24 protein-coding genes are annotated in these 24874 nt (G+C 54.1%); 2 read left to right on the forward strand and 22 right to left on the reverse strand.

The window, feature by feature from the left end:
• Positions 1 to 293 precede the first annotated feature (293 nt).
• The 4 genes from FPZ45_RS17535 to FPZ45_RS17550 all read right to left on the reverse strand — a co-directional run bounded on the left by FPZ45_RS17535 (position 294) and on the right by FPZ45_RS17550 (position 4814).
• Complete coding sequence (locus tag FPZ45_RS17535) at positions 294 to 782, reverse strand: hypothetical protein (RefSeq protein ID WP_144704755.1); 489 nt, start codon at positions 780 to 782, stop codon at positions 294 to 296.
• Between the two features lie 150 nt (positions 783 to 932).
• Positions 933 to 2090, reverse strand: a complete 1158-nt coding sequence (locus FPZ45_RS17540; protein ID WP_144704758.1) for a tyrosine-type recombinase/integrase — start codon at positions 2088 to 2090, stop codon at positions 933 to 935.
• A gap of 176 nt (positions 2091 to 2266) precedes the next feature.
• Entirely contained in the window at positions 2267 to 3976 is a 1710-nt protein-coding gene (locus FPZ45_RS17545; RefSeq protein WP_144704761.1) for an ATP-binding cassette domain-containing protein, read from the reverse strand.
• On the reverse strand, positions 3948 to 4814 hold the full coding sequence (locus FPZ45_RS17550) for an ATP-binding cassette domain-containing protein (RefSeq protein WP_144704764.1): 867 nt from the start codon (positions 4812 to 4814) through the stop codon (positions 3948 to 3950). The genes FPZ45_RS17545 and FPZ45_RS17550 overlap by 29 nt, the downstream gene beginning before the upstream one ends.
• 100 nt (positions 4815 to 4914) lie before the next feature.
• Here FPZ45_RS17550 and FPZ45_RS17555 point away from each other — a divergent pair, with 100 nt between their 5' ends.
• Together FPZ45_RS17555 and FPZ45_RS17560 are read left to right on the forward strand one after the other, a co-directional pair.
• On the forward strand, positions 4915 to 5556 hold the full coding sequence (locus tag FPZ45_RS17555) for a biotin transporter BioY (protein ID WP_144704767.1): 642 nt from the start codon (positions 4915 to 4917) through the stop codon (positions 5554 to 5556).
• Between the two features lie 143 nt (positions 5557 to 5699).
• Complete coding sequence (locus tag FPZ45_RS17560) at positions 5700 to 6308, forward strand: hypothetical protein (protein ID WP_144704770.1); 609 nt, start codon at positions 5700 to 5702, stop codon at positions 6306 to 6308.
• 273 nt (positions 6309 to 6581) lie between these two features.
• Here FPZ45_RS17560 and FPZ45_RS17565 read toward each other — a convergent pair whose 3' ends face one another.
• From FPZ45_RS17565 to FPZ45_RS17650, 18 genes are all read right to left on the reverse strand, one after another.
• Positions 6582 to 7064 carry a YlbF/YmcA family competence regulator gene (locus FPZ45_RS17565; RefSeq protein ID WP_144704773.1) on the reverse strand — a complete coding sequence of 161 codons (483 nt, stop codon included), beginning with the start codon at positions 7062 to 7064 and terminating at the stop codon, positions 6582 to 6584.
• A 38-nt stretch (positions 7065 to 7102) separates the two neighbouring features.
• Entirely contained in the window at positions 7103 to 8665 is a 1563-nt protein-coding gene (miaB, locus tag FPZ45_RS17570) for a tRNA (N6-isopentenyl adenosine(37)-C2)-methylthiotransferase MiaB (protein WP_144704775.1), read from the reverse strand.
• 146 nt (positions 8666 to 8811) lie between these two features.
• A complete protein-coding gene (locus FPZ45_RS17575) occupies positions 8812 to 9396 on the reverse strand; it encodes a phosphate propanoyltransferase (protein WP_144704777.1) in 585 nt (194 codons plus the stop codon).
• A gap of 103 nt (positions 9397 to 9499) precedes the next feature.
• Positions 9500 to 10366, reverse strand: a complete 867-nt coding sequence (locus FPZ45_RS17580; RefSeq protein WP_144704779.1) for a 2-oxoacid:ferredoxin oxidoreductase subunit beta — start codon at positions 10364 to 10366, stop codon at positions 9500 to 9502.
• A gap of 1 nt (position 10367) precedes the next feature.
• Positions 10368 to 12104, reverse strand: coding sequence for a 2-oxoacid:acceptor oxidoreductase subunit alpha (locus tag FPZ45_RS17585; protein WP_144704781.1), 1737 nt, complete (start codon positions 12102 to 12104; stop codon positions 10368 to 10370).
• 184 nt (positions 12105 to 12288) lie between these two features.
• The gene (locus tag FPZ45_RS17590) at positions 12289 to 13230 is read right to left on the reverse strand and encodes a dipeptidase (RefSeq protein ID WP_144704783.1); all 942 of its coding nucleotides are present in this window, start codon (positions 13228 to 13230) and stop codon (positions 12289 to 12291) included.
• A 145-nt stretch (positions 13231 to 13375) separates the two neighbouring features.
• Positions 13376 to 13636: a stage V sporulation protein SpoVS gene (spoVS, locus tag FPZ45_RS17595; RefSeq protein WP_027084382.1), complete on the reverse strand. Its 261-nt coding sequence runs from the start codon at positions 13634 to 13636 to the stop codon at positions 13376 to 13378.
• A 171-nt stretch (positions 13637 to 13807) separates the two neighbouring features.
• Entirely contained in the window at positions 13808 to 14602 is a 795-nt protein-coding gene (locus FPZ45_RS17600; protein WP_144704785.1) for a TIGR00282 family metallophosphoesterase, read from the reverse strand.
• Between the two features lie 90 nt (positions 14603 to 14692).
• Positions 14693 to 16240: a ribonuclease Y gene (gene rny, locus FPZ45_RS17605; RefSeq protein WP_425457017.1), complete on the reverse strand. Its 1548-nt coding sequence runs from the start codon at positions 16238 to 16240 to the stop codon at positions 14693 to 14695.
• A gap of 253 nt (positions 16241 to 16493) precedes the next feature.
• A complete protein-coding gene (locus FPZ45_RS17610; protein ID WP_144704787.1) occupies positions 16494 to 17387 on the reverse strand; it encodes a regulatory protein RecX in 894 nt (297 codons plus the stop codon).
• A 67-nt stretch (positions 17388 to 17454) separates the two neighbouring features.
• Positions 17455 to 18516: a recombinase RecA gene (recA, locus tag FPZ45_RS17615; RefSeq protein ID WP_144704789.1), complete on the reverse strand. Its 1062-nt coding sequence runs from the start codon at positions 18514 to 18516 to the stop codon at positions 17455 to 17457.
• 288 nt (positions 18517 to 18804) lie between these two features.
• Complete coding sequence (locus FPZ45_RS17620; protein ID WP_144704791.1) at positions 18805 to 20058, reverse strand: competence/damage-inducible protein A; 1254 nt, start codon at positions 20056 to 20058, stop codon at positions 18805 to 18807.
• A gap of 42 nt (positions 20059 to 20100) precedes the next feature.
• Positions 20101 to 20679 (reverse strand): CDP-diacylglycerol--glycerol-3-phosphate 3-phosphatidyltransferase, encoded by a 579-nt coding sequence (gene pgsA, locus FPZ45_RS17625; protein ID WP_144704793.1) that lies wholly within the window; start codon positions 20677 to 20679, stop codon positions 20101 to 20103.
• The gene (gene rimO, locus FPZ45_RS17630) at positions 20676 to 22004 is read right to left on the reverse strand and encodes a 30S ribosomal protein S12 methylthiotransferase RimO (protein ID WP_144704795.1); all 1329 of its coding nucleotides are present in this window, start codon (positions 22002 to 22004) and stop codon (positions 20676 to 20678) included. The genes pgsA and rimO overlap by 4 nt, the downstream gene beginning before the upstream one ends.
• An 84-nt stretch (positions 22005 to 22088) precedes the next feature.
• On the reverse strand, positions 22089 to 22580 hold the full coding sequence (locus tag FPZ45_RS17635; RefSeq protein ID WP_144704797.1) for a YajQ family cyclic di-GMP-binding protein: 492 nt from the start codon (positions 22578 to 22580) through the stop codon (positions 22089 to 22091).
• 98 nt (positions 22581 to 22678) lie between these two features.
• Positions 22679 to 23578 (reverse strand): RodZ domain-containing protein, encoded by a 900-nt coding sequence (locus FPZ45_RS17640; protein WP_246120487.1) that lies wholly within the window; start codon positions 23576 to 23578, stop codon positions 22679 to 22681.
• Positions 23568 to 24338: a DUF3388 domain-containing protein gene (locus tag FPZ45_RS17645; RefSeq protein ID WP_144704799.1), complete on the reverse strand. Its 771-nt coding sequence runs from the start codon at positions 24336 to 24338 to the stop codon at positions 23568 to 23570. The genes FPZ45_RS17640 and FPZ45_RS17645 overlap by 11 nt, the downstream gene beginning before the upstream one ends.
• 212 nt (positions 24339 to 24550) lie before the next feature.
• Positions 24551 to 24805, reverse strand: coding sequence for a DUF3243 domain-containing protein (locus FPZ45_RS17650; RefSeq protein ID WP_144704801.1), 255 nt, complete (start codon positions 24803 to 24805; stop codon positions 24551 to 24553).
• Positions 24806 to 24874: the final 69 nt, after the last annotated feature.

A 24874-nucleotide genomic window follows, 5' to 3' on the forward strand; every position in this document is an offset into this window, starting at 1 on the left:
AAACTCTTCTAGGTTATATGGATAAAAATCACCAATAGGTTTTCCGTTTATGATTTGCTTCAAAGATTCCTCTAATAAATCCATATTTGTTCCTCCGCTCTTGGAGAATTTCGTCTAACGTTCCCGTATTCACGACGTTCAACTCCCTTAAGCCCAAAGGGCGGCCGCGATGCGGTTAGGGAGTTGGATGTGTCCGGCTGCTTTCACTTCCCTGTATCTGAGATTACTCCAATCGAATCCTCTTCAACTTCTGTCCGGACCGAGGGGCTAAGCCCCGATGCGTGAATATGGTGTTAGCTGATGTCGTGCCATCTTCGAATACGCTTTACAATCATTCTTCTAAAAATAAGTTTTATTAATGCTTCTGAATGTAATGTGATTTCATGTTGTAAGTATGTGTTATCAATTGAAGTTATTTCATCATATGCCCATTCTTCCAGTCCCCTTCTATCCTCCAATTCCAAATAATAATCATCAGCTTCATCTGATCTGTAAATCTTCTTCTTGCCACTAAAAGAAAGATCTAATTGATTGATCCCGCTCCATTGAATCACATATTCATATCCATCAATGTCTTGTATCTTTGCTTCGATACTTGTAGGATCTAATGATCTTCTTAACAATGAGGTATTACTGATATTTAATTCAAGCACTCTCGCATCATGAAAAGAATGATTACTTATAACATTAAAAGTGTCTTTAGAAAATCTATTAGATAAAGATCGTAACTGTTTCCAGTACCCATCAATATCCCAATGTTCATCTGAGATAAAATACTTCATTGAATCACCTCAATAATTAGCTCTTGCATGATTTCAGCTAACTTCTCTTCTGCGAACTTCGCTAAACCATCCTAACCATCGTTATCTCGGAATTTCGCGAATGCCCGATTTTTCGAGCAATTTACCGAATCATTTCTCCCGCTGACACGTCTATTCCTCATACTGCTGAGATCCCCGGCTTTTGCCCATAATCCGGTCCAATGGGCTGACGATTCTTCGCGCATCCATGGCTGCGACGTGGGTGTAGATTTCGGTGGTTTGAATGCTCTTGTGGCCCAACAACTCTTGTATGTAGCGAATGTCTACTCCGTCTTCCAAGAGATGTGTGGCGAACGAATGCCGCAAAGAGTGCACGCTCACATTCTTCACGATATGCGCCGCTCGTGCTGCCTGCTCGAATACCTTTTGCACGGTGCGTTCTGTCAGATGTCGGGATGAGTCTTGCCCGGGAAAAAGCCAACCGCTTGGTTCATATGTCCGCATATATTGATCGACCATTTCTAACGCCGCGTCGGACAAAACGGTTATGCGGTCCTTTCTGCCTTTAGCCTGTCGAACGTGAAGTGTTTTGCGCGCGCGGTCAAGGTCAGTGATTCGGAGACGTACGATTTCGCCGACCCGCAGTCCGGATGAGTAAGCAAGATACAGGATCGCCCGATGCTTGCGATTGTCCACGGCTGACAGCAGCCGCACCACCTCGCTCGAAGCGAGCACGTTGGGAAGCTTTCGCACCTTCTTGGGGCGGACATATGGAAAGCTCCCTTCCAACATCCCGCACACCGTCACCAAGTAGAACTTGACCGCACTAATCGCTTGATTGACATAAGCGTGGGAGAGTCCCTGCTCCAGCAGCCGGTGGCTGAAAGCCGGAACCAAATCCAGCGTCGACGCGCCAAGGTTCGCCTCATAGAAACGATAAAACCGCTCAACATGTCCGCGATAAGCGCGGATCGTTTTCACGCTATAACCTCTGACTTTCAATTCGAAAACGAGTTTGCTTTCGACGAACGTTCCCCACTTGGATGTTTCGAATTCCACGCGCTCTACACCGGCTTGGCTTCCGTCTGCCGCCGATTCAGTCAATATATAACACTCTTCTCGCAAATCCGCGGTCACCCGGATAGACGCATCCTCGAACAGTTCTATGAATCTCTCCACATGCTTTAACGTGTACGGAAACGTCCAAACCCGCAGCTTAGTATCCCAGCGGCTCTGCGGAAACTTCCTTAGCCGATTCCACCACTCCGGATGATACGGCAACCGAACCTCAAGTTCCCTCTCGTTCTTTTTCATCAATTCCAATTCCATACCCGATCACTCCCCCTTATTCTATCAGATCAATCCAACATTTGGAAAACAAAAAGAGGCCCTATCCCGCGGATAGAAGCCTCACGATTCTTTCGGAGCTATATGCCAATATGAAGTTTACCAAAATCTTACCACTTGCCACAGCTGTTGTCTATTATCGTTACTTTTAGTGAAAACTATCGGCTTCCGATCGCCCATAACCCGATTGCCAGTCCTAGTGAACCTGCCGCTAAAGCGTAATCTCTGCCGCGCCAGCGCATCCGTACCTGGCAAGTCGGTTGCACCGATCCGCCGACTCCCCGGCTCTCCAACGCGAGGGCTACCTCGTCGCCCAACCGGAATAACGCAAGCAGAAAAGGGATCGCGGTGTCCCGCAGCCTTCTGCCCATTGCAGCCGGGTTGCGTGACACCGATTTCCCTCGAGCCCGGATGATTTTCGCAAACCGTTCCCACAATTCGAGCAGCACCGGCACGAACCTCATGATAAGTGCAACCGTTAATATCATTCTTTGCGCCCATACGGGAGACCTTCCCCGAATCGAAGTTAACTGCTCAAGAGATCTTCTTAGCGATAATGGGGACATCACAAGCGGGATCGCCAAGCCAATCAGCAAGATCAGCATCGTCCGTGAGAACGGGAATAACGTCGCTGCGAAAGCTTCTCCGCGAACGTTCCACTCCCCGCTTGCTCCCCAGGCGAAGATTGCCGACGTCGCGACTGAGAAGATCGCATAGTTCACGATCACCACGCGCCATCGCCGAAGCGATACGTTGCCCGCGCCGAGCAGCGCGGCGACAATCGCCGCCCCGATCAGAATGCCGATCCAATCCCCAAGCCGATAGATGCCAACCGACAAAAGAATATACGCCAGCCATACTGAACGAGGGTCGAACCCCGACAATCGATGTCGCACACCCTGCCTAATTCGTGGAGCTATCTCCTTCCCTAACGGCGACAGTGCACCTTGCCCTTCCGGCAGCACTTCGACCACTTCTGTCTCATCTCGAACCGGCCAAGCCTCCGCAGCTTCCTTCGGATGCCAGAGCAGTTCCGCCGGCACGCCATTCCGCCATAAATGGTGCACCGTCCTCAGCCACTCAGACACACGCATTCCCGCTTCCGTCAGTAGCTCCGGCTTCTCGATCAACTGTTCGCGTGCGCACAGCACGATCGAGCCGCTCGGCTTCAGCAGCATCACCTGATCCGCAAGCGGCAAGGCCCAATCCGAGTCGTGCGAGACGAGGACAACTCCCGTACCTTCCGAGCGCATCCGGCTCAATTGATCCGCTATCGTCTCATGTCCCGCTCCATCCAGTCCCGCGGTCGGCTCATCCAGAAAAAGCCATGGAGCCGGAGCCGCGAACGCCGCGGCAAGCGCCATCCTTCGGCGTTCCCCGCCGCTCATCAAGTACGGATCCCGCTCCAGCCAACCTTCATCCCATCCGATCGCGCGAAGTGCAAACTCCGACCGCTGCTCCCGTTCTTTCACCGACAGTCCGTACGGACGCATGGAATACTCAAGCTCGTCCCGAACGGTTCTCGCGAACAGCGCTTCTTCCGGAGCCTGGCTGGCGTAGCTATAATTCAGGAGCGCTTTCGCGTTCGGCCTTGCCCCGGCTTTTCCCGATTTGCGGCGTTTCCATATTTCCACAGCGCCGAAGCTCACCTGCAAATCTTCCGGGGGACGAAGACCTGCCATCTTCTCGAGCAGAGTCGACTTGCCGGCCCCGTTCGCCCCTATGAGCAACGTGATCGTTCCCGGCGCAAGCGTCAATCCGTCCGAGCGATCGGCTTGCCTATTCTCATCCGAACGACGCCACCGCACTCCATCGATTCGAAGCGCGAACCGCTTCGGCTCATTTTGCCGCGATGTTGTTGTTTCCATGACTTACGTTCCCCCAGTTTTCTAGCCACTCCCGCTCCGTCATCGGCAACGGATCGCTTAGCTTCCCCATACGTCTGAGCTCCAACGCAAGCTCCGTTAAATACGGCAATCGAAGCCCTGCCCTGAGGCAAGGGGATACCGGCAAAGCGGCTGAGCCGTACATGAACTCCCGACCGCCGCCGTCGTAGATCACCCAGCCTTCTCCGATCGCGACAACGCGATCCTCCGGCCCGACCTCGTCCAGCCGCTGCGTCACCCATACGACCGACGTACCTTTGCCATGAATCTCCCGAACCGCCCGCAGAACGATGTCCCGATGTTCCTCATCGAGCATCGACGTCGCTTCGTCCAGAACGAGAAGCGGAGCGGCGCAGGCCGTCGCCGCCGCGATCGCGGCTAGCTGCTGCTGACCACCCGACAACCGCTCCCACGGTTCGTCCGCAAGCGGCGCCAAACCTACTCTATGTAAAGCTTCTTCCGCAGTACTTTTCATTTCACTCGCCGGTATTCCCCGCCACTCCAGGGCGAACCCCATTTCCTCGCGCGGCGTCTCCCCGAACAATTGCGCTTTCGGCTGCTGAAGCACGATCGGACAGGCTCCTTCCCCGGCAAACCCGCGTCGAACGATCCCCTCCATCGCCTCCGGCACAAGCCCGGCGAGCAATCTGGCAAGCGTGGATTTACCGCTCCCGTTCACCCCGACGACGGTTAACCATTCACCCGGCGCCACGGACAAACTCGTTTCTTTTAATCTCGCGGCATGCTCGCCCGATTCGCTGTTTCCATATACCGTTACGCGGTCAAGCAGCATCGGTTCCATCGACGCGTGCGGACTCATTTTATAAAATCCCTCTTTTCAATCGGACTTTCCCATGCTACAATCTCAATTGTTAACCACGAGAACAAATACAGGTTAACATTCAGGAGGCCTTTTGACAATGTCCAATTCAGCAACGCCAGCATCAAACCAACCCGCGATCAAAGCAAACAACCAGTGGATCAGAGGAATCGTCTTCACTGCGCTGTTCGGGGCGCTCTTCATCGCCGGAAGCTTCATCAAAATCAACCTCGGCTTTACGCCGGTACCGATTTCCCTGCAACCCTTCGCCGTTATGCTTGCAGGCGGACTGCTCGGAGCCGTTTACGGATTCTGGAGCATTTTCCTCGTCGTCGCTTTAACCGCTATAGGCCTTCCTCTGATGAACGGCTCTGGCGGAATCGCCCAGATCACCGGACCGACGGGCGGATTTATTTGGATGTTCCCCGTCTCCGCGTTTCTGATCGGCTGGGTGACCGACCTGATCTATGCACAATCGAAAAAAATAAGCCTCATCCGCCAAATCTGGCTGCTTGTCGCGATCTTCGTATTCGGTGCATTGCTCCTCTATGTATCCGGTGTTCCTTGGCTGGCGCATGTCGTGGACAGCGAGAAATACAACACTTTCTCCGGGGCGCTTAAAGCAGGCATGTATCCCTTCTTACCAGGTGACGCGATCAAAGCCGTCGCGGCCACGCTTGTCATTCTATCCTTGAAGCCTGTACTTCCGGCTATACGTCCGGCGGGCAAACGTCGTTCATAATCCCGCTCTTCATCAACATGGGACTCCTTCGAAGAAGGAGTCTTTTTTTCGTCCATGGGACGAAGGTACAAACATGCTTCCGCTGACATTCATATTCTAAAGGATTCCATAGTTTGATAGCCCATAGGAAGGGGTCGCTCTTGATGGCAAGGGGAAGGGTAGATTTATTTATCGCCAAGCTGCCCATGCACACCGTCGTACTGACGCTGAATGGCTTGGATTCGGTCTCCGAGTTGCTTGCCATTCCACGCAATGCGCAGATCACGCTGAAACGAGGCAACATCCGCCAAGCCGTTAAACTGGAGTTTCTTGAAGGGCGGGAAAGCTTCGCCGATTTCATGGAGATGAATGGCGCCTTGGCCCGGAAGTTTCAGCTTACCCCGCTACGGAGATATCTGCTGATCTATAACCCGCTTGACAGTTCGCTGTCGATCAGCCCGTCACCGCTTAGCGAGTCGGCAGTATCTCTTACCCGGAGTACGGCTGGCCCCGGTTCGCTCTCCGTCGGATACGAATTGCTGTCGTATCTAGGCATTCCCGAACGTCAAGGTACGATGATCAAAGTCCGTTACGGAAGAAATTTGGCCCGATTACGCCTGCACGTTCCCGAGAATTTGTCCGACAATCGTCTTCGACTGCCGGCTCAGTTAATGAAGAAGTGGCGGCTACCGCCCAAACAGAATCTCGCCTTGCAGTTCGATCAGCGAAATTTCACGCTTGGTCTGGCTCCTCTATCCCTACTATCTCGCTAACCCGGTAATCGTGCCCTACTTACGGTAAGACAAAGGACCACGCTTCCGCATGGCCCTTCTGGTATTTACTTCGATTTTTTCTTCGCGGCCGAGCGGCCTTGCTTCTTCGGGTCGTCCGGCTTCGGAGCCCGGGTCTGCGAGTTCGGAATGCCTTCCGTCATCGGCTTGTCCTCCTTAGGCGATCGGGACTTCGTATCCCTTGCCCCGCCAGTAGGTTATGAACAAATCCGACCGCTTATGCAGCCTGGCAAACCCGATTCTGGAAGTCCTCGCTTAATCGCACTGTTCCGGATCTTCAGCCGGTTTGGCGGCTTCGATGTCGATCTTCTCCGCGATCGTATCGCGAACGACGGAGATAATCGATTGCAGCATGTAGTTCACGTCGACTTGGCTTTGCTGGAACTGTTGAACGATCGGAATGCCGTCGAGTTCGTCTTGCAGCACTTCAATCTCCGCTTCGATTTTCTCGACCATGGCCGGATTTTTGAACGTATTCTGGAATGCGACGAGTTCCTTCTGTTTTTTCTTGATCTGCACAATCAAGCCCTGAACTCTATCGTGCGACTGGATCAGTTTCTCTGACCGTTGATACAATTCGACCTCTTCGGTCGTCGTGACCAGATGCGCCAATTCTTTGGCTCTGGCTAAAATATCTTCGCGAACGATCAGCTCGCGGTTGTCGAAGGATGGAATTCCGCAGCCTTCCCCGTGCTGATGATCGTGATCATGGTCGTGGTCATGCGCATGTGCTGACATGTAAATTTCCTCCCGAATCGATTATGTTGGCTGATTATTTATCCGGCTTGGCTAGGCATAACTGGCTCTTTTACGACTTCCGCTTTCACGTACCAGGATTGGGCAGCCGTTACCTGAACATCTACGAACTGGCCGATCCATTCTTTCTTCCCTTCAAAATGAATGAGCTTGTTCGCACGGCTCCGTCCGGAAAGCACGTTCGAATTGCTCTTGCTCTCGCCTTCGACGAGCACTTCGATCGTTTGACCTACCAACGACTTGTGATGTTCGAACGACAATTCTCTGATTTCTTCGTTCAGACGCGCAAGTCGCTTCTGCTTCACTTCGTACGGCACGTTATCCGCCATGTCGAACGCCGGCGTTCCTTCCCTCGGCGAGTAAATATACGTGTAGGCCGAAGTGATTCCAGCTTCGCGCACGAGCGTCAGCGTTTCTTCGAACTGCTCTTCCGTCTCACCCGGGAAGCCGACGATAATGTCCGTCGTCAGCACCGCGTTCGGAATCTCCGCGCGAATCCGGTTTGCGAGCTCGAGGAACCGTTCCCGCGTATACTTGCGGCTCATCCGTTTCAAGATTTCCGTGCTGCCGGACTGCATCGGCAAGTGAATATGCTCGACCAGATTGCCGCCCTTCGCAAGCACTTCGATGAGATGTTCGTCAAAATCGCGAGGATGCGAAGTAGTAAATCTCACGCGCGGGATATCAATCTTACGGATGTCGTCCATCAGATCTCCGAAACGGTATTCACGGTCGGTAAAATCTTTGCCATAAGCGTTAACGTTCTGTCCGAGCAGCGTGATTTCTTTATAACCTTGACGCGCCAAGTCGCGCACTTCGGCGATCACGTCTTCCGGCAGTCGGCTCCGCTCCTTGCCGCGCGTATAAGGCACGATGCAATACGTACAGAACTTGTCGCAGCCGTACATAATGTTCACCCAAGCGCGCAGGCCTTCCATGCGCTTCTTCGGCAGGTTCTCGATGATGTCCCCTTCTTTGGACCAGACGTCGATGACCATCTCTTTGCCGAAATGCGCCTCCTGCAGCAAATGCGGCAGTCGATGAATATTATGCGTACCGAAAATCATATCAACGTGCGCATGCTTCTGCATAATCCGGTTAACGACGGAAGCTTCCTGCGACATGCAACCGCATACGCCGAGAATCAACTCGGGACGCTGCAGCTTCAGCACCTTCATATGGCCGAGCTCGCCGAACACTTTATCTTCCGCGTTTTCGCGTACCGCGCACGTATTAAAGAGAATAACATCGGCTTCCATTCGATCTTCCGTGGACACGTAACCCATTTCCTCGAACAGACCGCGCATCACTTCCGTATCGTGCTCGTTCATCTGGCAGCCGTACGTGTAAATGATATATTTTTTCCCGACGCCTAAGCTTTTCAGTTCGTCTGGAACGGCGTTCTCGTAGTGGACTTGAATTTCTTCTTTGCCCCGCTGCTTCTCCTGCCGGTAATCGGGCTCGGAGACGATATGGATATCCCGTCCGTTCAGACGGATCGTTTTGCCGTTCTGGTCCTCGGAGATCACTTTGGCGCCGGAGAAATCGAAGTATTTGCTGAAATCTTTGGATTCTTTAGCCATTTCAATACTCCCCCCAAGCAACATGCTTCTAGGTCAATCTTACCTATTATATCATGAATCCGCGGCCGGACGCGACTTCGAATAACGTGCATAACGGAATAACCGCCCCCCGAGAGGAACGGTTATCGCTGAAGCCTTCCGATTAGTTATTCGACGATTTCTCCGAAATCTCCGGTGCCGACTCCGGCCGCGTTCCCTTCGTCCGTGTCGATATGCATATCGAGCGCGAACTGGTCGGAGACTCGCGCAACGACTTGTTCGAATACGACGCCGCGTTCACCGCCTACGCGGACTTTAAGCAATTGCTTATCATTGATATTCCAACGTTCGGCATCTGAAGTATGAAAATGAATATGGCGCGCGGCCACAATGACGCCTTCTTCCACCGTCACTTCGCCTGCAGGCCCGACGATGCGAATGCCTGGTGTCCCGGCGATGTTTCCCGATTCGCGGACGGGCGGCTGAAGGCCTAACGCGAACGCGTCCGTGCGGGACACCTCGAGCTGCGTCGCGCGGCGAGCCGGTCCGAGAATCCGTACTTTAGGAAAAGAACCTTTAGGTCCGAATACGGCTACCGTTTCATTCGCGGCGAATTGTCCGGGCTGCGATAAAGGCTTCATCTCCGTCAGTTTCGCACCTGCTCCGAACAGAATTTCGACGTGCTCCTGGGACAGATGAATGTGCCGAGCCGATACGCCGACGGGAATTTTCTTGATGTTCGCTTCGCTCATGAACAACCCAACCTTTCCTGTTATCTCCTATCTCTCCCCAGTATAACGCAAGAAACGCGCGGGACAAACCCGCGCGCTTCTCATCAACGGCCCAAAAGGGCGCTTATTTGAATTCCGTCAACAGTTTGTCAAAGTCTTCGCGGGCCAGCGTCAAATCCTGCTTCGCGAGCGCTTCCTCTTTGAAGCCGACGGCCAAGTCCTCGTAAGATTTGCGTTCCTTGTTCTGATAGATCAGACCGGTCAGCATGCCGTTCGTCTCCATGATTTTGTTCATCGCGACGACGCGGTTGGACGGATCGTAATCCGGGAATTGCTCCAGGTTTACGATGTTCTCCTTGAACCAGTCGTAGGTGTTGATCTTGTTGAACGTCACGCAAGGACTGAACACGTTGATCAACGAGAAGCCTTTATGCTGCAAGCCTTGCTCGATCAACGAAGTCAGTTGCTTCAGATCGCTGGAGAACGACTGCGCCACGAACGTCGCGCCTGCCGACAAGGCGATCTCTAATGGAGACAGCGTGGACTCGATCGAGCCTTCCGGCGTCGATTTGGTCTTGAAGCCTTCTGCGCTGCGCGGGGACGTCTGGCCTTTCGTCAGACCGTAGATCTGGTTGTCCATTACGATATACGTAACATCGAGGTTCCGGCGAATGGCGTGAACCGTATGACCCATGCCGATCGCGAAGCCGTCTCCGTCTCCGCCGGAGGCGATGACCGTAAGCTCGCGATTCGCGAGCTTGACGCCTTGGGCGATCGGGAGCGCGCGGCCGTGAATGCCGTGTAGTCCGTATGCGTTAATATAGCCGGAAATCCGTCCCGAGCAGCCGATTCCCGAGATGACCGCCAGTTGTTCCGGTTCCAGGCCGACGTTCGCCGCCGCGCGCTGGATCGCCGCTTGCACGGAGAAGTCGCCACAGCCCGGGCACCAGTTCGGCTTGACATTGTTGCGGAACTCTTTGAATGTAGCCATCTTAGTTCAGCTCCTTGCAGGCTTTATGAATTTCCGAAGGCAGGAACGGAGTTCCGTCGTACTTCAGCAAGTTGCGGATTTTGCTGTGATAGCCGATGTTTTGTTTGATCAAGTTGGCGAGTTGGCCCGTTGCGTTGTTCTCGAGCACAACGACTTGCTTCGCCGCTTCGAGATGCGGCTGCAGCATTTCGACCGGGAACGGGTGCATCTGGCGAACCATAATCTGGTTCGTCGAGATTCCATCCTCCGTTAAGCGAGCGCGCGCCTCTTCGATCGTGCCGCCCGTGGAGCCCATCGCGATGATCAGCAAATCCGGTTTCGCATGAGGCACATCCGACTTGATCGCGTTCGTGACGCGCAGGTTATGGATTTTGCCTAGGCGTTTGTCCATCATTTTCTCGCGATTAAGCGCGTTCTCGGAAGGTCTGCCTTCCTGATCGTGCTCGACGCCGGTCACGTGATGGATACCGTTCTTCGCGCCAGGAATAACGCGAGGGGATACGCCGTCCTCCGTGAACTCGTAACGCTTGAACAGGCGATTGTCTTCGTTCGCCGGCAATTCTTCCGTCACGAGCTTGCCGCGATTGATGACGATCTTGTCGTAATCGAGCGCCTCGGACGTCTGCTTGCCCAAGGACAATTGCAGATCCGTAGCGATAATGACGGGAATTTGATATTGTTCAGACAGGTTAAAGCCTTCGATCATATCGTAGAAGCACTCTTCGATCGTGCTCGGGGCGACGACCAACTTCGGAATCTCGCCGTGCGTGCCGTTGATGAGCGCATTAATATCGGATTGCTCCTGCTTCGTCGGCAGGCCCGTGGATGGACCGCCACGCTGCGTGTCGACGATAACGAGCGGCGTTTCCGTCATACCGGACAGGCCGATCGCTTCCATCATGAGTGACAGCCCCGGACCGGCCGATGCCGTCATCGTGCGGACACCCGCGTAGTTCGCGCCGATCGCCATCGTCACCGCGGCGATCTCGTCTTCGGTCTGAACGACCGTACCGCCGAACTTCGGAAGTTTCTTGATCAAATATTCCATAATTTCGGACGCCGGCGTAATCGGGTATGCCGACATCAACCGACAGCCCGCGGCGATAGAGCCGAGCGCGAGCGCTTCGTTACCGATCATGAACAGCTTTTGTTTGCCGTCCGCTTCCTCAAGCTTGAACTCGTCTAGCGGTCCGCCCGCTTGCTCGAGAACGAATTCCGCTCCGCGGCGCACTGCTTCTACGTTCTTCTCAACGATCGCCGCGCCTTTGCGTCCGAATTCTTCCTCAACCGCTTTATTGAATACTTCCATGGGCAAGCCAAGCAGCCCCCAGGAAGCCCCGGAAGCGACCATATTTTTCATGAGGGAAGTGCCTAATTCTTCTGCGATGGCCGTAATCGGAACCGCGAATAGCCGGGCTTGCACACCTTCCGGAAGCGTCGGCGAGAACTTCGCGTCGGCTACAACGACACCACCCGCCCGAAGCTCACCTGCGTTTAGATCGATACTTTCCTGGTCAAATGCAACAAGAATGTCCAGGTCATCGGAAATCGCTCGAATCGGCTTCGTGCTGATGCGGATTTTGTTGTTCGTGTGTCCGCCTTTAATCCGCGAGGAAAAGTGACGATACCCGTACAGGTAGTAACCCAGCCGGTTCAACGCGGTAGAGAAAATACGGTCGGTACTTTCAACGCCTTCACCTTGCTGGCCGCCAATTTTCCATGACAGTTGACTGATCACAGTGCCCATCTCCTCTTAATCTCTCGTTCGTCAAAAATCGACAGATTTACCCTATAATCTTTTTTATTACCCGTATAAATATTATGTTTTACCAACGTAAAATGCAAGACATATTCGCATATCGGACACATAACTGTTTGCGATGAAAACGTTCCCATTCCGAGATTGATCACCCTCGAACAATTCAATTCGGGAGATGCTTTGTAAAAAAACGGATAGCATTATCCCCCGCAATATCTTGTACGATCGATTCGGGATAACGTTTCAGCAAAGCTTCTATTAGATTCGGATAACAACCCGGGTGGTTCAAATGTTCGACATGTCTCGAGATTCCGTCGAAGTCCGAGCCGAAGGCAATATGCCTTGCTCCGCCCAATGCGCAAATATGCTCCACATGGCGGAGCACGTCCTCGATCGAGGCGGGTTCTACGGATGCGGCGAACCAAGGCACGAACGTCACGCCGATGATACCTCCCGCGGCAATCACGGCCCGGATCTGGTCGTCGGTCAGGTTGCGCGGATGGTTCACGACGGAACGGGCGTTGGAGTGCGACGCAAAGAACGGCCTGCCGGCCCGTTCGGCAAGCTCCCAGAATCCGCGATCCGACAAATGGGACACATCTACTAGGATACCCAACGTTTCGCATTCCGTAACAAGCCGTTTTCCCGCTTTCGTAAATCCGCCCCCGCGTGGCTCCATTGCGCCGTCGCACGCCCAGTTAGCGTGATTCCATGTCGGTCCGAGCAAGCGCAGCCCAAGCCGGTAAAGCAAACGCAAAACCCACATTTGGCCTTGGAGTCCTCCCGCGCTTTCCAGCGATAACATGGCTCCAATCTTTCCCTCTCGATGAGCCGTCGCCAGATCGCCCGAGCTTCGAATCAGCTTAAAGCCTTTTTTCGTCAGAATCTCATGCCAGAACAACTCCGCCGCCCAGAATACGGACTCCGGTTCCTCCCGCTGCGTCTCGGGCAGGAAGATCGGAAACACCTGAAGCCCGATTCCTCCTTGCCTCAATCGCTCGGGAGTCGCGTCGAATACGGTTCCCGCATTCGAATCGTCCCAACCGGCACCAGGGTGCTCCAATAGTTTGCAGATTACGTCGGCATGCAAATCCACGATTCTCATCGCTTGCTCCCCCTCGTTCAGCGACTTGCAACGATATTAAGAACGCGCAACAAAAAAACCTGCTGCATCGATCATGCCCCGTCCGGCGCCGGGCGCCGGGTCGCAAGCATCATCAAGGAACAGGTCAACGACAACCTCCGTGCGCTTACCTCGGCTCGACAATGAGTTTGATTGCCGTCCGATCTTCTCCATCGATCACGATATCCGTAAAAGCCGGGATGCAGATCAGGTCTACCCCGCTCGGTGCCACGAATCCGCGGGCGATCGCGACCGCTTTGACCGCTTGATTAAGCGCCCCTGCGCCGATCGCTTGCAATTCGGCGGCGCCGCGCTCGCGGAGCACGCCTGCCAGTGCGCCAGCTACGGAATTTGGATTGGACTTTGCGGAAACCTTTAATACTTCCATGACCAGTACCTCCTCTTATGACAACCAGACTGGCACATCGGTTGCATCGGGAATTCATCGGAAATCAAAGGATGGGCCCACTAAGGCATACTTATTCGGTAACCCGCCTATTAATTCCTTCTTTTCCAGAGGGGTTTGGTTATGGCGATCGCCCACGAATCTGAATCGCGGCTATACCGCGATCCAGGAGTCCTCATCTACGGATATATTTTGCACTTTAACGGCTTTGCCGGTCGTTTCGTCGATATCCACGAATACGCCGTTCAGCGTCCATTTGCCTTCCGCGACCGTAAATCTGCCGGGCATTCCCGTGATGAAACGCCGCAGCACCGTTTCCTTCTCCATGCCAAGCACGCCGTCGCGCGGTCCCGTCATTCCCGCATCGGTCAGATAGGCCGTTCCCTCCGGCAATATTCTCGCATCGTTCGTCTGTACGTGCGTATGCGTCCCGACGACAAGTGAAGCATAACCGTCCAGATGCCAGCCCATCGCGATCTTCTCGCTGGTCGCTTCCGCGTGGAAGTCGACGAGAATGCATTTCGTCTGGCGGCGAAGCGCCTCGATCTCCTCTTCCGCCGTCCGGAACGGGCATTCCGCCGGCGGTAGGAACGTACGGCCAATCAGATTAACGACGCCAAGCTCCTTGCCTCCGACTTTGACGATCATGCTCCCGCGGCCGGGCGTTCCCGGCGGCAGATTCGAAGGACGGACCATACGCGGCTCGTCGTCGATAAATTCGAATATATCCCGGTTATCCCACGTATGGTTGCCCATCGTAATCCCGTGGACGCCCCATTCGAACAGCTCGCGCGTAATTGCGGCGTTGATGCCGCGTCCTCCCGCGGCATTCTCTCCGTTCGCGATAATGATATGAGGCTGATATTTGTCTTTGATCCAGGGCAGCAGACGTTTCACCGTTTCTCTGCCGACGTTGCCGACGATATCGCCGATAAATACGACTTTCATAGCAGTTCAACTCTCTTTCCATTTGAAAAAAGGGAAAAAGTGGCTGCATATTCGCGCAGCCACTTCTCAGCCTTCCATGCATTCCGTTCCTTATTTGGCGTACTCGACCGCACGGGTCTCACGAATAACCGTAACCTTGATGTGGCCTGGATAATCCAGTTCACCTTCGATTTTCTTCGTGATATCCCGGGCTAGGCGGAACGCCTCCGTGTCGTCGATCTTCTCCGGTTGTACCATGACGCGCACTTCGCGTCCGGCTTGGATCGCGTACGATTTCTCGACGCCTTCGAACGATTCCGAGATCGCCTCGAGCTTCTCGAGCCGGCGAATATACGTCTCAAGCGTCTCGCGACGAGCGCCAGGACGAGCCGCGCTGAGCGCGTCCGCCGCACCGACGAGCATCGCGATAACCGAAGTGGCTTCCACGTCTCCGTGGTGGGATGCGATACTGTTAATGACAACGGGATGTTCCTTGTACTTCTTGCCCAATTCCACGCCGATCTCGACATGCGAGCCTTCCACTTCGTGGTCGAGCGCTTTGCCGATATCATGAAGCAATCCCGCGCGTTTCGCAAGCGTGATGTCTTCTCCCAGCTCCCCGGCCATCAGTCCGGTCAGATAGGCGACTTCCATCGAATGCTTCAGCACGTTCTGTCCATAGCTCGTCCGGAATTTCAGTCGGCCAAGAATCTTGATCAGATCCGGGTGCAGGCCGTGAACGCCAACCTCGAAGGTCGCCTGTTCGCCGTACTCGCGGATTCGTTCGTCGACTTCCTTGCGCGACTTCTCCACCATTTCCTCGATGCGGGCCGGGTGAATCCGTCCGTCCGCAACCAGCTTTTCCAATGAAGTCCGGGCGATCTCCCGACGAATCGGATCGAAGCCCGACAGAATAACCGCTTCCGGCGTATCATCGATAATAAGGTCAATACCCGTTAACGTCTCAAGCGCACGGATGTTACGGCCTTCGCGACCGATGATGCGGCCTTTCATCTCTTCGTTAGGCAGTGCCACGACGGATACCGTCGTTTCCGCCACGTGATCCGCGGCGCAGCGTTGAATCGCGAGAGAGATGATGTCGCGAGCTTTCTTGTCGCCTTCTTCTTTCGCTTGATGCTCGATTTCTTTGATCATTTGCGCCGTTTCGTGACGCACTTCCTGTTCGACGCTCGTCAGAATCAATTGCTTGGCATCTTCCGTCGTCATATTGGAAATGCGTTCCAGCTCGGCGATTTGTTGCTTATGCAGCAATTCGATCTGGTCTTGAATCTCTTCGATCCGTTTCTCTTTGTTGGCGACTTGCTCCTCTTTGCGCTCCAACGCTTCGAGTTTGCGATCCAGCGACTCTTCCTTCTGCAATAGCCGCCTTTCCAGGCGTTGAATTTCGTTACGGCGTTCGCGAATATCGCGTTCCGCCTCGTTACGGAGTTTGTGCACCTCGTCTTTGGCTTCCAGCACCGTTTCCTTGCGGACGGCTTCTGCTTCTTTCTTCGCAGCTTCTACGATCTGAACGGCAGCCGCTTCGGCGCTGGAGATTTTGGCTTCCGCAATGGATTTGCGTACGACATAACCGATCCCAAAGCTAAGGACGCCAACAACGAGAATGATCAAGATCCAGATCCATGGGGCAATCGTCATGGTCTTCACCTCCTCGTTGCATCACCAAGGCAACCGCTTGGGGATACTTATTCAATTGATTTTCCGGTTTCCAAACCGTTTGATTACGTGTGAACAAATCAAAAAGTGTCGAAATAACGCTCTCCGAAACGCTTCTTGGAAGGAAAAAGCGGCCGGAGTGGAAGATGGAATACAATTTCATTTTATCTTTTACGAATTTAGATTGTCAAGCAAGCCTGCAAGTCGTCTTGCGCCAAGCGGCGCGTGCTTTCCATTAATCTTCCATGTATTCCGAATCATGCAAGACGTCGTCTCCGAAACCCTCGTCCGAATCATCTTCGCCAGTCTCTTCTGCCGCTTGCTGCGCGGCCCATTTGACGATATTTGACGGGAACCCTCTACGCATGAGCAGCCCCATCAACTTCATCTTCCGTTCCCTGTCATTCCCTTTCGTATTCGGCCATCTCTTGCGCGCTAACGCCAGCGCCGACTCCCGTTCCACCTCGCCGTCCAATCCGTCGATCGCCCGGTCGATATCTTGGCGCTCGACGCCTCTTTGCAACAACTCCTGCCGAATCAACATCCGGCCTTTGCGCTGCCCCGTCGCGCGCTGCTCCGTATACCGTCTTGCGAATGCCTCGTCGTCTAGCATCCTTTGCGCCCGCAACCGTTCGAGGCAAGCCGACACGGCCTCCGGCGCATACCCTTTGCGCCGCAGCGCTTGGGACAGCTCCGCCGTCGTCCTTGCCTTCCGCTCGAGCATCAGAAGCGCCGAGCGATAGGCTTCTTCCTTCTGTTCATCCTGCACAAGCGCCGCTACCTCTTCCACCGATAACCGACGCCCCTTCAATAATCGCAGGCTCACCAGCGTATCTTCATGTACCGTAATCAACGTCTCGTCCGCTTCCTTCGCCGACTGGGCTCCCGCGATCAGAGCGTCTACCTCATCGTTCCAGTCCGACGTCTCCGGTTCGGCCGTCGAAGCCTCCTTCGATCGTTCATCCGCTTCCATCTCCGGATGCGGATCGAGCTTTAACGAGATTCGATACATATGCGGTTTTTTCGGGTGCGCTTCGATCCCCGTCACGACCGCTCCGACTTCCGGCAGCGGCAACGGCTGTTTCCGTTCCGTTTCCTTGGCCTTCCCGGCACGCCTAGGCTTGTACATCGCTTGATAGGCCTCCTCCGAAAAATAGGCAAGGCGGCACGTAATCTGCCGCCTCGCCTATCATCTATTATTCCTCTTCGCCGAACTCGTCGTCCTCATCGTCTTCATCCGCCGAGAATGAACCCGAAGGGGCGGCGGCAGCCGCAGAACTAAGCAGCGCTTCGCGAATCTGCTTCTCGATCTTCTCCGCGATCTCCGGATTGTCCTTCAAATACTGCTTGGCGTTCTCCCGGCCTTGGCCGAGACGCTCGTTGTTATAGGAGAACCAGGCACCGCTCTTCTGAACAATGTCCTGCTCCGATCCGATGTCGATGATGCTGCCGACTCGGGAGATCCCTTCCCCGTACATGATGTCGACTTCCGCCTGCTTAAACGGAGGCGCCACCTTGTTCTTGACGACTTTGATCTTCGTACGGTTACCAACTACGTCGTTGCCTTGCTTGATCGCTTCGACCCGGCGCACGTCAAGCCGCACGCTCGCGTAGAACTTCAGGGCCCGTCCGCCCGGCGTTACTTCCGGGTTGCCGAACATGACGCCGACTTTCTCGCGCAGTTGGTTGATGAAGACCGCCAGGCACTTGGACTTGCTGATCGCCCCGGACAATTTGCGCATCGCTTGGGACATCAGACGGGCTTGCAAGCCGACGAAAGAGTCTCCCATGTCGCCCTCGATCTCCGCTTTCGGCACGAGTGCAGCTACCGAGTCGACGACGATGATATCGACTGCGCCGCTTCGCACGAGCGCTTCGGCGATCTCCAGCGCTTGCTCGCCCGTATCGGGCTGCGAGAGCAGCAGCTCGTCGATGTTCACGCCGAGGCTTCTCGCGTATGTCGGATCGAGCGCATGCTCCGCGTCGATGAACGCCGCAGTTCCGCCCGAGCGCTGCACTTCAGCGATCGCGTGAAGGGACACTGTCGTCTTACCCGAAGATTCGGGTCCGTATACTTCTATAATACGTCCGCGAGGGTAGCCGCCGATTCCGAGCGCGATATCCAATGCCAGGACTCCGCTGGATACCGACTCCACCGTACGCTGCGCGCTTTCTCCCAATTTCATTACAGAACCTTTACCGAATTGCTTCTCGATCTGGCGCAAGGCCATGTCTAGTGCGGCGCGACGATCCGACAACACACCCACATCCTTATCTATTTGATAGTTTTATCATACCGTGTTTCCAACCGTTTGCCAAGCATTTTAAGAACATTTGTTCGATTATTTTGCGAAAAAAGAACCGCAGCAAAGTAATCTTCGCTACGGTTCTTCCGCAACTTTCATGTAAACTTTAACACAAGCCTGACGAGTTGACAAGCATCGACAAAGATTTGTCACAATCTGTTTTACGTCCCCACCGATCCGATTCCTCTGAGCGAAAGGGATATCGTCAGAGAGGAACGAGACGCGCGCAGCCCGCAGAGCTTAACCCTGACCCGACAGCGATTGCCAGAGCATGTACAGCGCCCGCTTCGCCGCGCGTAGGCGGATGCCCTCGCGGTCGCCGGATAGCTGCAGCTTCTCCACTCTCGTGACTCCGCCGCGTTCTGCCAGGCCGACATAGACAAGGCCTACGGGTTTGTCTTCGGCCGCGGACGGTCCCGCATTGCCGGTAACCGACAGCGCGAAATCGGAGTCCGCGGCGGCTCTCATGCCTTCCGCCATCACGGCCGCCGTCTCGGCGCTGATCGCCCCGGGCGCGCCTGGCCCTTCCAACAGCTCGCGGGACACGCCCAATTGCTTCATCTTCACTTCGTTGCTATACGAGACGATTCCGCCCTTGTAGACAACAGCGCTTCCCGGTATCGTCGTGACGAGCCCGGATAACATGCCGCCCGTGCAGCTTTCGGCCAGCGTCAGCGTCCGCTGCTGCTGCGTCAGCATGCGGACGACAGCTGCCTCGATGGGCACGTCGTCTTCCGCGTACAAGTATTCCCGCGTTCTGCGGCGAATCTCGACGAGCGTGCCTTCCAGCTTCCGTGCCGCCTCATCGGCATCGGTCGCCTTCGTGGACACGCGAACAGCGACTTCCCCCTCCTTGGCGTAAGGGGCGATCGTCGGATCCTGCTGCTCCCGGATCAGGTCGATGAGCAGATCCTCCAGCATCGATTCCCCGATGCCGGCAAACTTCATCATGACCGAATGCAGCGCTGCCGATGGCCCCAACTGCTCCTTCAACCAAGCCGAACCGTCGTTATCGAACATCGGCTTCATCTCGCGGGGAGGCCCGGGCAGCAGCAAATAACTGATGCCGTCAACGGTCAAAGCGTTGCCTACCGCAAGCCCCGTATCGTTGCGAAGAGGCGTAGCCCCTTCGATCAACATCGCCTGGCGGCGGTTGCTCTCGACGAAAGCGCCGCCCCGGCTCGCGAACATGTTCATAATCTTTTCCATCGTCGGTTCGTGCAACCCGATCCCGCGGCCTACATATTCCGCCAGCGCATCCCGCGTCAGATCGTCGAGTGTCGGGCCCAAGCCGCCCGTGAAGACGAGCAAGTCCGCCCTTCCTCTCGCGATGCCGATCGCTTGCATTAACCTTTCCTTGTTGTCGCCCACAACGGTCTGGTAATAAACATCAATGCCCAGCTCTGCCAATCCTCGCGACAGATACTGGGCGTTTGTGTTTACGATTTGACCGAGGAGCAGTTCCGTGCCAACGGCGATAATCTCTGCTCTCATGAAACCGCACCTCGCAAGATTCGAACCCGGCCGCGCAGGCGGTCAGTCCGAAACCGGAATCAGATTTTTGTTTTTCACGAAATAATCGACGCCCGAATACACGGTAATGAGTACAGCCGCCCATACGACGACCAGATCGATGCGAAAGTCGATGAAGTTAAACGGAAAATTGTTCAGCAGCAATACGATGATCATCGTGATCTGTATCGCCGTCTTCCATTTGCCCCATTTGCTCGCGGCCAGAACGGCCCCCTCGAGCAAAGCGACTTGCCGCAGGCCGGTTACCGCCCATTCGCGGCTTATGATAATGATCGCGACCCAAGCCCCGAGCTTCTCCATTTCGACCAATGCGATGAGCACGGCCGCCATAAGCAGCTTATCCGCGAGCGGATCGAGCAGCTTCCCGAGATTCGTGACGATCTTGCGCTTGCGCGCGATGTAGCCGTCTAGACCGTCCGTGCTTGCCGCGATAATAAAGAGCAACACGGCGCACAGTTGGTTATAGGAGATCGAGTACTCTCCGATCGTAAGGGTTCCTAGATTCACTTTGACCAACATCAGTATCGTAACGATCGGAACGAGAAAGATTCTGGCGAGCGTGATCCGGTTGGCGAGGTTCACGCGATTCCCTCCCCTGACAAATCATACTCGTAAGCATGGGTAATCCGGACTTTGCCCATCTCGCCGATCTGCACCGGGCAATTCGTAATGTACACTTCGCCGTCCACTTCCGGAGCATCGTATTGGCTGCGGCCGATAAACACGTCGCTTCGCCCGTCGTAGCGTTCCACGAGTACGTCCAGCGTGCGCCCTACGTATTTCGAGGCGTTCTCCGTCGCCACTTGGCGCTGAATCTCCATTAGCGTATTGGCGCGGAACTGCTTCACTTCATCCGGCAATTGGTCCGGCAACCGGTTCGCAGGCGTATCTTCTTCCTGAGAATAGGTGAAGACGCCAAGACGGTCGAATTTTACTTCGCGGACGAAATCGCACAGCTTCTCGAAATCTTCTTCCGTTTCTCCCGGGAAACCGACGATCATCGAAGTGCGGAGCGCCACTTCCGGAATGTGAGAGCGGATTTTCCCGATCAATTCTCGAACGTCGCGTTGCCGGCCCGGTCTGCGCATTCTTTTCAGAATCGTATCCTCGCTGTGCTGCAGCGGCATATCGATATAATTGCAGATTTTCGGATTCGCGGCGATCGTCTCGATCAGTTCGTCCGTGAAGAAACCCGGATAGGCGTAATGCAAGCGTACCCACTCGATGCCCGGCACTTCGCTCACCCGATTCAGCAATTCCGGAAGCTTGAAGCCATCGTACAGATCGGTTCCGTAGTTCGTGGAATCCTGGGCGATCAGGCTGATTTCCTTGACGCCTTGATCGGCAAGCGACTGAACCTCGGCCAGAATCGACTCGACCGAACGGCTGCGGAACTTCCCGCGCATGATCGGAATGCTGCAGAACGTACAGGCGTTGTCGCAGCCTTCGGCGATTTTTACGTATGCCGTGTGGCGCGCCGTACTGAGCAGTCTAGGCAGTTTTTCTTCATAGTTAAATACGGGGTTGCCTACGTAGACCGGCTTGCGGCCGCGAAGCGCCTCGTCGATAATGTCGTTGATCCGATGGAAATCTCCCGTACCGACGATCCCGTCGATTTCCGGCATTTCATCCATCAATTCTTTTTTATACCTTTGGGTTAGGCAACCCGATACGATAAGCGCCTTTAAACGAGCCGTCTCTTTCAGCTCCGCTAGGTTCAATATCGTATTTACCGATTCTTCCTTCGCCGCGTCGATGAAACCGCACGTATTCACGATGACGACCGTCGCATCCTCCGGCTTCTCGACAAGCGAGAACCCTCTCTGGTGAATGAGGCCGGACATAATCTCCGAATCGACTAGATTTTTCTCGCAGCCTAGCGTGACGACGCTGACTTTCTCTATCATGGATGACTTCCCCCAAACGTTCGTCCGTTATTATCCACAACAGTATATACGAACCCGCCGAATGGTGTCAAAAACGGACGGCCATTACCGATAGTTCGTAAACTGCAGTTCAAGGGACAGACCCGCTCCCTGAAGAAGAGACATAACGGCTTGCAGGTCGTCTTTGCTCTTGCCCGTTACCCGCAGTTGATCTCCCTGGATTTGGCTTTTGACCTTCAGCTTGGAATCCCGAATGAGCACGTTCATCTTCTTCGCGTTCTCCTGATCGATGCCTTGTTTAAGCTTGATCGTTTGGCGAACCGTTCCGCCCGATGCGGGCTCGATTTTGCCGTACTCCAGGTTCAAGATCGGAACGCCGCGTTTGATCATTTTGGATTGCAGAATATCGACTACGCTTTTGAGCTTATAGTCGCTATCGGAGACGACGACCAATTGGTCGTTCTCCAGCTTAATGTCGCTTTTGCTGCCTTTGAAGTCGAAACGGGTTTCGATTTCTTTCAGCGATTGCGTAACCGCGTTGTTCATTTCCTGCATGTCCACCTTGGACACGACGTCGAACGAATATTCCGATGCCATTAACGATCCTTCCTTTCAGCTATTGCCCTATTATGGATATATTATAGCATGAGTACCGCCCATGAATAAAACAAGAAGCCCCATCAAGGGGGCTTCGCTTATTGCGGCTGTTCGGCTATTGGAGTAAAAATGTATTTTGACGATCCCGCCGAGTTGCCGTCGTCGAATGTTGCGTCATCCACGTAGAATGTCACCTGATCGGTACGGCCTACGTTTACGTATAACGGCATATCCAAGTCGAACGTAAATACTTCCGGTTTGGTCGTGCTCTTGGAGAGCCGCGTTTTCCCGTTTCGGTTGTTCTCCCGAACTTCAAACCAGACTTTGCCGGTCACGTCGAGTTTTAATTGGTGTCCTTCTGCGGGGGTCACGTCGTAGTAATTAACGTTGCCCTTTTTCTCCCTGAACGTCAGCGTAACCGAGCTCTCGGAAGGCGACGGAGGGGCGGTTTCCGAAGGGGTCATGCTCGGAATTTCGTCTGAAGGGGACACCGTAGCCGACTCCGTGGATATCGGCGGTTTGGAATTCAGTTCTCTCGCGTCGGGTTCTTTGTTATTCGTCCAATAAACATAAATGACTGCTATGATCAAAATAGGAAAAGCCCACATCAGCATCGATACGGCGGCTTTGCCCCAACGGTCGTTATGCTGCACGCTTCTTCTTCTCGGTTTGATCTTCGGGTCCGCGATGATCGTTTCGATCGACGGTGGCTGCGGCAGTTCCTTGTGATAAAGACGAAGCACCTCCTCCGCGTCCAGACCGACCGTTTCCGCGTACGTTTTAACGAAAGCACGCACATAAAAGGATCCTGGCAGTACTTTATAATCACCAGACTCGATCGCTTCCAGGTAACGTTTGCGTATTTTGGTGTACTCTTGAATATCGTCGAGCGTATAACCGCGCTGCTCGCGCGCCTTGCGAAGCAGATCGCCCAGATCGGACATGTTTTTTTCACCTCCCGGCAGTGCTACTTTCTCGGTATGTAGCTTAGAATTCATCGTTTAGACCCGCCGTCGTGAATTTCTCGTAAGTGATTTCCTCGTCGGGCGTATTGCGCAGTTCCACGATGCAATCGAACAAATCGTAATCGTAATTGGACTCCCTTACGAATATGTCCGGATGTTCGATCACCTTCGTCGAAGGCATGGCCATGATCTCCTGGAGCAACGCGTAATGCTTCTCGTTGGAGCGGATCGTACTGACGATCCCGTCGATAATAAAGACGTTGTTCGGATTCATTTCCTCTTCCGATAATTGGCTTCTTACGGTTTGGCGCAGCAACGTCGAAGAGACGAAAGCCCAACGCTTGTTGGAGCATACGCTTCCCGCGATAATCGATTCCGTCTTGCCTACCCGCGGCATGCCGCGAAGGCCGATCGTTTGATTGCCTTCTTTCTTGAACAATTCGCCCAAAAAATCGACCAATAGGCCTAATTCGTCGCGGGTGAAGCGGAACGTCTTCCTATCGTCGGAATCTCGCTCGATATACCGGCCGTGCCGGACGGCCAAAATGTCCGTCAGACGAGGCGGGCGAAGCGTCACGACCGTAATGTTCTCGACTTTGCGGAGCATCTTGCCGAGCAGTTCGATTTTCTCTTCATCGTCGGTTTGCAAGAGCATTCCGCGCGTACGGTCTTCCACTCCGTTGATCGTAAGAATGTTCACTTCCAGCATCCCAAGCAATGAAGCGATATCGCCGAGCAAACCGGGGCGATTTTTGTGAATCTTGTACTCCATGTACCATTGTTTGGGTTCCATCTTGCACCTCGTTCGAATTACGGAAAAATATGCCGATTATGTTATGAGTTAGAAATGGCTTTCCGTTTTTAACGCCCTTCTCTTTTATTCTACAACGCTCCTCATTATCCTGCAAAATAAAACAAATTATTACTCCAAAAGTCCTATAAAGTTTAAAAAGGCCGCAGATGGACAGAAAGCCTCCGCATGGAGGCTTTCCTTAACACTGCAGCTTAATTGCTGCTATCCGCGAGCTTCACCATCAGGCGCGCCATCGTCTTGCGATCCGCTTCGTCTCCGACATCCCAGAGTTCTTTCAGAACTCTTTGCTCGTCGTTTTTCGGGTCGACCTTCTGGCCGAGAAATTCTCCGATCTCATAAGCGAGCTTAGAGATGGCTTCCTCATTAATGCCAAGTTTCTTAGCCGCTTCTACTCGATCGCCCAAGAACTTTTTCCAGGTGTCGAAATTGTTGAGTACGGTTGACATTGAGCAGCCTCCTAGCGGTGTTGGGTTAAAATAAGCTCAACGCTAATATGTCCGTAATCAAACGTATGT

The organism is Cohnella terricola (genome assembly GCF_007786475.1).
Taxonomy (GTDB): domain Bacteria; phylum Bacillota; class Bacilli; order Paenibacillales; family Paenibacillaceae; genus Cohnella; species Cohnella terricola.

Excerpts from the sequence above, each read along its gene's own strand:
- FPZ45_RS17590 (WP_144704783.1), bottom strand. The coding sequence starts at position 13,230 with ATGAGAATCGTGGATTTGCATGCCGACGTAATCTGCAAACTATTGGAG.
- FPZ45_RS17575 (WP_144704777.1), bottom strand. The coding sequence starts at position 9,396 with ATGAGCGAAGCGAACATCAAGAAAATTCCCGTCGGCGTATCGGCTCGG.
- FPZ45_RS17580 (WP_144704779.1), bottom strand. The coding sequence starts at position 10,366 with ATGGCTACATTCAAAGAGTTCCGCAACAATGTCAAGCCGAACTGGTGC.
- spoVS (WP_027084382.1), bottom strand. The coding sequence starts at position 13,636 with ATGGAAGTATTAAAGGTTTCCGCAAAGTCCAATCCAAATTCCGTAGCT.
- FPZ45_RS17540 (WP_144704758.1), bottom strand. The coding sequence starts at position 2,090 with ATGGAATTGGAATTGATGAAAAAGAACGAGAGGGAACTTGAGGTTCGG.
- FPZ45_RS17560 (WP_144704770.1), top strand. The coding sequence starts at position 5,700 with ATGGCAAGGGGAAGGGTAGATTTATTTATCGCCAAGCTGCCCATGCAC.
- FPZ45_RS17600 (WP_144704785.1), bottom strand. The coding sequence starts at position 14,602 with ATGAAAGTCGTATTTATCGGCGATATCGTCGGCAACGTCGGCAGAGAA.
- FPZ45_RS17555 (WP_144704767.1), top strand. The coding sequence starts at position 4,915 with ATGTCCAATTCAGCAACGCCAGCATCAAACCAACCCGCGATCAAAGCA.
- rimO (WP_144704795.1), bottom strand. The coding sequence starts at position 22,004 with ATGATAGAGAAAGTCAGCGTCGTCACGCTAGGCTGCGAGAAAAATCTA.
- FPZ45_RS17645 (WP_144704799.1), bottom strand. The coding sequence starts at position 24,338 with ATGGAACCCAAACAATGGTACATGGAGTACAAGATTCACAAAAATCGC.
- FPZ45_RS17635 (WP_144704797.1), bottom strand. The coding sequence starts at position 22,580 with ATGGCATCGGAATATTCGTTCGACGTCGTGTCCAAGGTGGACATGCAG.
- FPZ45_RS17650 (WP_144704801.1), bottom strand. The coding sequence starts at position 24,805 with ATGTCAACCGTACTCAACAATTTCGACACCTGGAAAAAGTTCTTGGGC.
- FPZ45_RS17545 (WP_144704761.1), bottom strand. The coding sequence starts at position 3,976 with ATGGAAACAACAACATCGCGGCAAAATGAGCCGAAGCGGTTCGCGCTT.
- rny (WP_425457017.1), bottom strand. The coding sequence starts at position 16,240 with ATGACGATTGCCCCATGGATCTGGATCTTGATCATTCTCGTTGTTGGC.
- miaB (WP_144704775.1), bottom strand. The coding sequence starts at position 8,665 with ATGGCTAAAGAATCCAAAGATTTCAGCAAATACTTCGATTTCTCCGGC.
- FPZ45_RS17565 (WP_144704773.1), bottom strand. The coding sequence starts at position 7,064 with ATGTCAGCACATGCGCATGACCACGACCATGATCACGATCATCAGCAC.
- FPZ45_RS17550 (WP_144704764.1), bottom strand. The coding sequence starts at position 4,814 with ATGAGTCCGCACGCGTCGATGGAACCGATGCTGCTTGACCGCGTAACG.
- FPZ45_RS17640 (WP_246120487.1), bottom strand. The coding sequence starts at position 23,578 with ATGAATTCTAAGCTACATACCGAGAAAGTAGCACTGCCGGGAGGTGAA.
- FPZ45_RS17610 (WP_144704787.1), bottom strand. The coding sequence starts at position 17,387 with ATGTACAAGCCTAGGCGTGCCGGGAAGGCCAAGGAAACGGAACGGAAA.
- FPZ45_RS17535 (WP_144704755.1), bottom strand. The coding sequence starts at position 782 with ATGAAGTATTTTATCTCAGATGAACATTGGGATATTGATGGGTACTGG.
- FPZ45_RS17620 (WP_144704791.1), bottom strand. The coding sequence starts at position 20,058 with ATGAGAGCAGAGATTATCGCCGTTGGCACGGAACTGCTCCTCGGTCAA.